General features: G+C 44.6%; 6 protein-coding genes. 1 reads left to right on the top strand and 5 read right to left on the bottom strand.

Features of this window, described 5'->3' with window-relative positions; all coding sequences use genetic code 11:
• Nucleotides 1-145: helix-turn-helix domain-containing protein (locus F6K38_RS31950; protein WP_287358789.1), on the bottom strand; the 145-nt coding region annotated here is incomplete at its 3' end.
• A gap of 55 nt (nucleotides 146-200) precedes the next feature.
• On the opposite strand from F6K38_RS31950, the gene F6K38_RS31945 reads away from it, so the two are divergent.
• A complete protein-coding gene (locus F6K38_RS31945; protein WP_287359082.1) occupies nucleotides 201-557 on the top strand; it encodes a hypothetical protein in 357 nt (118 codons plus the stop codon).
• A gap of 359 nt (nucleotides 558-916) precedes the next feature.
• Here F6K38_RS31945 and F6K38_RS31940 read toward each other — a convergent pair whose 3' ends face one another.
• The 4 genes from F6K38_RS31940 to F6K38_RS31925 all read right to left on the bottom strand — a co-directional run.
• Complete coding sequence (locus F6K38_RS31940) at nucleotides 917-4,240, bottom strand: CHAT domain-containing tetratricopeptide repeat protein (protein WP_287359080.1); 3,324 nt, start codon at nucleotides 4,238-4,240, stop codon at nucleotides 917-919.
• Entirely contained in the window at nucleotides 4,219-5,304 is a 1,086-nt protein-coding gene (locus F6K38_RS31935; protein ID WP_287359077.1) for a tetratricopeptide repeat protein, read from the bottom strand. The genes F6K38_RS31940 and F6K38_RS31935 overlap by 22 nt, the downstream gene beginning before the upstream one ends.
• Nucleotides 5,289-6,539 carry a tetratricopeptide repeat protein gene (locus tag F6K38_RS31930; RefSeq protein ID WP_287359074.1) on the bottom strand — a complete coding sequence of 417 codons (1,251 nt, stop codon included), beginning with the start codon at nucleotides 6,537-6,539 and terminating at the stop codon, nucleotides 5,289-5,291. Before F6K38_RS31930 ends, F6K38_RS31935 begins: the two co-directional genes overlap by 16 nt.
• Nucleotides 6,540-6,740: 201 nt before the next feature.
• Nucleotides 6,741-7,301 (bottom strand): glutathione S-transferase family protein (locus F6K38_RS31925; RefSeq protein ID WP_287359072.1); only part of this gene is annotated, 561 nt, incomplete at its 5' end.

Here is a 7,301-nt window from a genome sequence, read left to right as displayed (position 1 = left end):
CCACCGGCATACCGTCAAACAGAGGAATCACCCAAGTTCTACCCACCTTATAAGCCCCCTTAACTCTGCCCTTGCTCAGCAGGAAACGGACGCGAGTGGCAGAAACACCTAGTAATTCAGCGGCTTGGGCGGTAGAAATCATCATGGCGGCAAAACTATTGCTTTAACGATACTGTTATATTAACACAAATTCCAAGAAGATGCAAGGGGTTAGAAAAACTATTGCAGCGATGCAGCGCGGTCTTGGGGGTTTCCCCCATGAGCGACTGCATCAAGACATTGTCGCTATTTCTAAGAGGGTGGTAAAGGTTTTAAGGGTGGTTAAAGTCAAAGGTGTAAAAAAAACTGTTGCAGCGATGCAGCGCGGTCTTGGGGGTTTCCCCCATGAGCGACTGCATCAAGACATTGTCGCTATTTCTAAGAGGGTGGTAAGGATTTTAAGGGTGGTAAGTACCAAAGGGGTTCAAAAAAACTGTTGCACTGACACACTAAATTGGTCAGCAGCACATAAAATTGCGATCGCGTTTTTGAGAACCAGTATGCGATCGCTTTTTTGAGAACCGGTATGCGATCGCTTTTTTGAGAACCGGTATGCGATCGCTTTTTTGAGAACCACTATGCGATCGCTATTTTGAGAAGCAGTATGTGATCGCTATTTTGAGAAGCAGTATGCGATCGCTATTTTGAGAAGCAGTATGCGATCGCTTTTTGAGAACCAGTATGGGATTGGCCTACAGCCACGCTACGCGATGAAGCGAAGCTTCCGCTAAAAGCGATCGCTTTGACAGAACCAGTATGCTGATGCCCATTTAAATTGGTTTTTCCCTATTCCCTACCCCCTGCTCCCTGCTCCCTGCTCCCTGCTCCCTGTTCCCTACTCCCCATTCCCCACACCCCACACCCCACACCCCACACCCTAATTCCACTCTCCCTGAAGAACAAAAGCAGCCCAATAATAGGGAGACTTCCACTCAGTTTCCTGTTGCATCTCTAACTGAGCCTTTCTCAAAGCCTCAGCTGGTGATAATTTTTTCTTCAACATCAACCGATAGAATCGAGTCATAATTTCTGCTGTGGCTTCATCATCAACTTTCCATAAACTCACCAATACCCGAGGGGAACCCGCATACATAAATCCTCGGGTTAGTCCTACTAGCCCTTCTCCCTTGATGTCCTTAGCCACTCCCGTTTGGCAAGCACTTAACACCACTATCTCAGCAGGAAGTTTGAGGTTGAAAATTTCATGGAGTCTCAGGAAACCATTGATAGAATTTCCTGTTTCATCCACCAAGGATAGTACAATTCCTGATAATTCTGGGGACTCAGTATTGAGGATGCCATGGGTAGCAAGATGGACGATGCGATATTGACTCAGTTCAGGGTTAGTCGCAGCAGTAAGATTAGCATCGAAGTCGAAAGCCGAGGTTTTTTCATTGTCTTCTGGGATAAAGTTAAGGATAGCTTCCGCTTCTTGGCGAGTGCCAGGTAGGGAGTCAAAGCCTTCCTCTAAGTTTCTTACTGAACGCTGAAGGGCAAGTGATCCTAAATCCGAGGGTTCCGGTTGAGAAACATTAGTTTTGCCATTTTTTACCCGTTCATCATCGATACTGAAGACGGGATCTGCCAAGACCGCTAAACCTTTGGGAGCAGATTTTCTGGCTTGAGTCTCATGGCGAATCGTCCCTAAACTGGAACTAGATGGTAAGTTGATAATGTCGTAGTTTGTAATTAGGGGTTGTTGATTTTCCGAGACGGAAAGGGAAGCAAAAGGAATGTATTGTAATACGCCATCAGCCACCACTACAATCCGCTTTTTGGTTAATTTATCCTTAGCAGGGTCAAGAATAACTTGACTGAGTAAAGGCACGGCTTTAGCCAAAATCTTCGGGTTCCCTTGCTTGATAGCCCGCAGTAGGTTTTTTGCCCGCTTTTCTATGTCTTTCTGGGACGGAAGTTCATAACTGCTCATTTCTTCTTTAGTAACAACCCAGAGATAACTCTTTTCTCTGCCTAGAGAATACTGTAATAAAACCGTATCTGGATCTAAAACTTGCTGTTGAACTTGTTCTAAGGTGAGGGGTTCGGGGTCTTTTAAATCTGCATACTTAGGACTTTTAGCACGAATATCATTTTTTAAGTCTTCATACTCTTTTAAGATAGTTTTGTGTTGTTTATCAATAGCTGTTTTTTGTTCATCTGTACTATTAGGATTGTTATAGATCTCTAGGCGTTGTGTTTCAGTAGCATCAAGTTTACCTTGTAAGCGTTTTTCATCAGCTAATAATTGGGGGTCTACACCTTCTTTAATATTGGCATTGGCTTCCGTGAGTAATTCTAATAAGGTTCGAGCCCGGGAACGTTCACTAATGTGAAATGCTTTTTTATCGTAGCCTTGCGAGGGGTTTTGTTGATGGAGTTCCATCAATAAACTAATGTATAATTGATAAGCAACTTGTAAGGTAGAGAAGTAGGTTTGACGGAGTTCGGGACTGACGGATGCTTTAGTGCGTAAATCTTCGATAATCCTAATAGAGTCTTGTATAGGAGTTAATGCGGCTTGCAGGTTGCCTTGACTTCTTTGCAAAAAAGCGATATTGTAAAGGATTAGTGCTTCTCCAGCGCGATCGCGGATTGCTTGCGATAAGGATAACGCCTGACGATAGTAGTCTAATGCCTGCTGTTTTTTTCCCAAGGCATCATAGGCAAAGCCAATATTGTTAAGGGTACGAGCTTCCCCAGCGCGATCACTCACCACCCGGGATAAGGGTAAAGCCTGATGGTAGTTGTCTAATGCTTGCCGTTTCTCTCCTAAGTCATTATAGACAGCACCAATATTGGTGAGGGTACGAGCTTTCCCAGCGCGATCGCCAACCGTCTGCCATAAGGGTAACGCCTGGAGGTAGTAGTCTAACGCCTGCTGTTTCTCCCCCAAAGCGTCATAGACAAGACCAATATTGTTGAGGGTACGAGCTTCTCCAGCGTGATCGTCCACTACCTTTGATAAGGGTAAAGCCTGCTGGTAGTAGTCTAATGCCTGCTGTTTCTCCCCCAAGTCATCATAGACACGACCAATATTGTTGAGGATTACTGCTTGCCCTTTGGGATTGGCCACCGTTTGCGATAAGGGTAAAGCCTGGTGGTAGTACTCTAATGCCTGCTGTTTCTCTCCTAAGTCAGAATAGACTTTACCAATATTGTTGAGGGTTGCTGCTTGCCCTTTGGGATCATCCACCGCCCTTGATAAGGGTAAAGCCTGGTGGTAGTACTCTAATGCCTGCTGTGTCTCTCCTAAGTCAGAATAGACTTTACCAATATTGTTGAGGGTTACTGCTTCCTGTTTGTGATCGCCCACCGCCCGGGATAAGGATAAAGCCCGCTGGTAGTACTCTAATGCCTGCTGTTTCTCCCTCAAGTCGGAATAGACTTTACCAATATTGTTGAGGGTTACTGCTTCCTGTTTGTGATCGCCCACCGCCCGCCATAAGGGTAAAGCCTGCTGGTAGTACTCTAATGCCTGCTGTTTCTTTCCTAAGTCATCATAGACAAGACCAATATTGGTTAGGGTTACTGCTTCCTGTTTGTGATCGCCCACCGCCCGCCATAAGGGTAAAGCCTGCTGGTAGTACTCTAATGCCTGCTGTTTCTTTCCTAAGTCATCATAGACAAGACCAATATTGGTGAGGGTACGAGCTTCTCCAGCGTGATCGCCCACTGCCCGCCGTAAAGGTAAAGCCTGGTGGTAGTAGTCTAATGCCTGCGGTTTCTCTCCTAAGTCATCATAGACAAGACCAATATTGTTGAGGGTTACCGCTTGCTGTGAGCGATCTCCAATTGCTCGATAGATTGATAATGCTGGATTGTAGTATTCAAGGGCTTTTTGTTTAAATCCTAAATTACTGTAAACAAAACCTATCCTAAGCAAAGTAAAAGCTTCCTGAGATTTATCCTCTAATTCACGCCACAAAGGGAGTGCTGCTTCCCATTTGGTAATTGCCTGTTGTAGTGATTCGGCTGTCCCTTGTTGAAATAATTCCATCCCCTGATCAGAAAGTTCTTGCGCTTGGGTACGGGTGTCGGTTTGGGCGATCAGTTGGGGGAATGAGTTTAGGTCAGTGGGTTGGGGATGAGCCTTGAGGGTTTCCGAACAGAAAGATAGGCACAGCAACAGGATTAATCCCAGATGATATCGGTGAGATCTGCCCAACCTTTGACCAGGTTTTACTGCAAATCTTTTATCCATTGCTGTACCTCCTCAACTTTCGACTGATCACCTAAGGTTTGATAATTAGTTTGTGCTTGGGTTAGCCACTCTATTGCCTCAGTTTTCTTGCCTTCTACTTGTCCTAATCCTACTTGTGCCTTTGCTTGTCCTTCTACATTTTCTGTTTGTTTAGCTAGTTCCAACGCTTGTAAATAAGGACTTTTGGCCTGCTGGCTCAATCCCACTTGCTGGTATAAATCTCCCAATAGTTGGTAAACTGCTACTATCTGAGTTTCCTGTTTCACCAACCCTTCTAGTAACTCTATGGCTTTCGCATTCAAGTCATAACGTTGGTACAAATAAGCTAACCCTAGCCCTTCTGCCTCTTGGGTTAATGGCTGTTGTTTTAGCTGTTGTTTTAATTGGGCAACTTCGGTTTTCAGTGATTCAGCGCTTTGGGCATCCAACAGGGTAAAACTCAGGTCAGCTCCCTGTTCTTCTTCAGACGATTTTCCTGTGTTGGTCTCTACGGTGACAAGATAATAGGAGTCTGGTTGTAGGGGAGGACCGGAATAGTCAATTTCTGTGTTGCTCGTTTCCGTTTTCCAGTCCAATGTTAAACCAGCATCTTGTACTAGAACCGTATAACGAGTAGCCCCAGGAACTGCATTCCAACGTAATATCGGGCGGTTAGTCACTAGAGTAGTATTCCGAGGGCTGATAATGTAGGGAATCGTCTCATTGGGGGCGCGAGAAGGACTTCGACGGTTGTTCGGTCGCCTTTCCCTTGGCTGTCGTGAACCACAACCATCAGACACCAGGGACTCTTTTCCCGCCGGAACGACCCAAACTCTGGAGTTGTCACACATAACCGTAGCCGATGCCCCAGCACTAAGCTCTAACTGGTCAGAAGGATGGAGTAAATCTCCAAAATTAGCTTTTTGATAGTCGTTCCATTCACTCCGCTTGAGCCTGACATCGCCTTTAATGTCCGAGATAAAATTTAACACTGTTGGGTTTGCCCAAGCAGGAGAAACGAACCCAGGCCCAATAAAACTAAGTATGACTCCTGCTAAAATTTTCAACCTTAAGGTTGCTGACATGATTTTCCTGCCTTCTTTAAGTTCTTGTGAGCTAGATGTAACCAAGTATCTTCATCAGGATTGAGAGTAGAAGCCAACTGGCAGCACTGCTGCCACTGTTGGATAGCTCCAGGATTTTTCTGCCGTTGTAGCACCTGGGCTAATAAACAATAAGCTGACCCCCGATTCGACAAATATTTAGCAACATCTGGGTTACTGGCAATACCTGTTGCAGTTTTTAGTGCCTGCTCTGCCTCAGGATCTAGATCTGAACCTTGCTGAAACTTCGCCCATCCTATATTTTTAAACAAGTTGTACTTAACCTCAGGAAAGCTATCCTGCTTCTGTGCTTCTAAAAGACCTTTATTAAGTAGAGCTACTGCTTGGGGATATTCCTTCTTTTTAATCAACAAGCGAGCCAAGTTATTATAGGCTTCTGGCACATCCCCTTTCACTGCTAGCAGATACTCGGTGCGGGCTTTATCAAACTGCTGCAAGTCCTCATAGAGATTGCCCAAATTGTAGTGAGCATCCACATTATCGGGATTCAAAGCAATCGCTCTCAAGTAATTCTCTTCCGCTGTGCCCAACTCTCCGTGATCATGGTTTTTCTGTCCTTGATCATTGTAAGCTTCAGAAATTAAGGGCAAAGCCAACCAAAACCCCAGTAATAGCCCACCCAAACCGACAAGAGAGCCAAATTTTGCTCCTTCTTGATGGTATTGGGGAATGCCTAATTTAGCGATAAGTTTTTCCAGCCCTTCTCGTCCAGCTTCGGTTAATTCACTCTTAGCTTTCAGCAAGGTCAATAAACTCGGAAAAACCACTGCTGCAGCGCCCAAAACCCCGACTCCTCCAGTTAGAAACCGACTAGCAATATTAGCCAATAGCCCTAAGCTACCGGTCCAAGTAATTACAGTCAGCCCTCTGATTAACCAGTTAACCTGTTTGCGGTCTAAATGCCACCACCAATCCTGAGGGGGAGCGGGCAAACTTTCCCGACAGTCAGCCAAGTTAATAACTTTCAGGATCCTACCAGGATTTTCCTTCAACTTTGCATCCAGCACCATCACTTGGGATAGGATATCCACAGCAACTGGATCCTGAGTTTTCAATACCTTTTGAAGAGCATCCCTAGCCGATAAAACTTCTAACGCTTTTTCCTTAGATAAAGAATTTGTTGGGCAATCTAAATACTCCCAAGCCTGCTCGCACCGAATCAGAGCAAAGTAAAGTCCAGAATTGGCTTTGGTCATCGCCGATTGGAATTATAGAATTTTTTTGTAGCAGCCTTATTTTATCAAAACTATTCAGAAGCGACTATAACGAGTTGTTACAAAAATTTACTAAAACTTTAAATTTAGTTCACATAATCTTTATTAGTTTATGGTAAACATAGGGAGTGTTTGCCTATCTCCCGACTCCCGACTCCCGACTCCCGATTACCTATCTCCCAATTACCGATTACCAATAGTTTCTTTAAAAGCTGGACGTTCAGACAAACGCATCACATAATCAGCAACAGCTGGATACTCTTTAAAATCAAAATTTACCAGTATTTTGGCATAAGCCAAATAAGAGCCTACTGCAATATCCGCCACACTTAACTTATCCCCTAACAAAAACGGTTTATTGGTTAATATTTCATTTAGTGGCTTCAACAAATGGGGCGTTTCTTTCTCTCGTTTATCTTCCAAAAACAATCCTGGTCCTAAGGTAGCATTAGCAAACAACACCCACTGCAAAATCTCCGACTGTTCTTCTAGAGAAATAGGGGTTTCTTCATACTTATTAGCTAAGTAAACCAAAATCGCTCCCGACTCCCAAAGTTTGAAGTCCCCATCCACAATTGCTGGCACTTTCGCCATGGGATTAATCGACAGGTATTCCGGCTGTTTATGCTCTCCAGCTTTCATATCCAGCAAGATATACTCATAGGGCACTCCCAACTCCTCAAGATACCACTGCACAATCGCAGCTCGGCTCCGAAGAGCACCATAAAGTTTTAGTTGTGCAGA

Source organism: Moorena sp. SIO3B2 (assembly GCF_010692525.1).
GTDB lineage: Bacteria > Cyanobacteriota > Cyanobacteriia > Cyanobacteriales > Coleofasciculaceae > Moorena > Moorena producens.
This window is presented reverse-complemented; position numbering and strand designations above follow the sequence as displayed.

Excerpts from the sequence above, each read along its gene's own strand:
- F6K38_RS31945 (WP_287359082.1), top strand. The coding sequence starts at position 201 with ATGCAAGGGGTTAGAAAAACTATTGCAGCGATGCAGCGCGGTCTTGGG.
- F6K38_RS31940 (WP_287359080.1), bottom strand. The coding sequence starts at position 4,240 with ATGGATAAAAGATTTGCAGTAAAACCTGGTCAAAGGTTGGGCAGATCT.
- F6K38_RS31935 (WP_287359077.1), bottom strand. The coding sequence starts at position 5,304 with ATGTCAGCAACCTTAAGGTTGAAAATTTTAGCAGGAGTCATACTTAGT.
- F6K38_RS31930 (WP_287359074.1), bottom strand. The coding sequence starts at position 6,539 with ATGACCAAAGCCAATTCTGGACTTTACTTTGCTCTGATTCGGTGCGAG.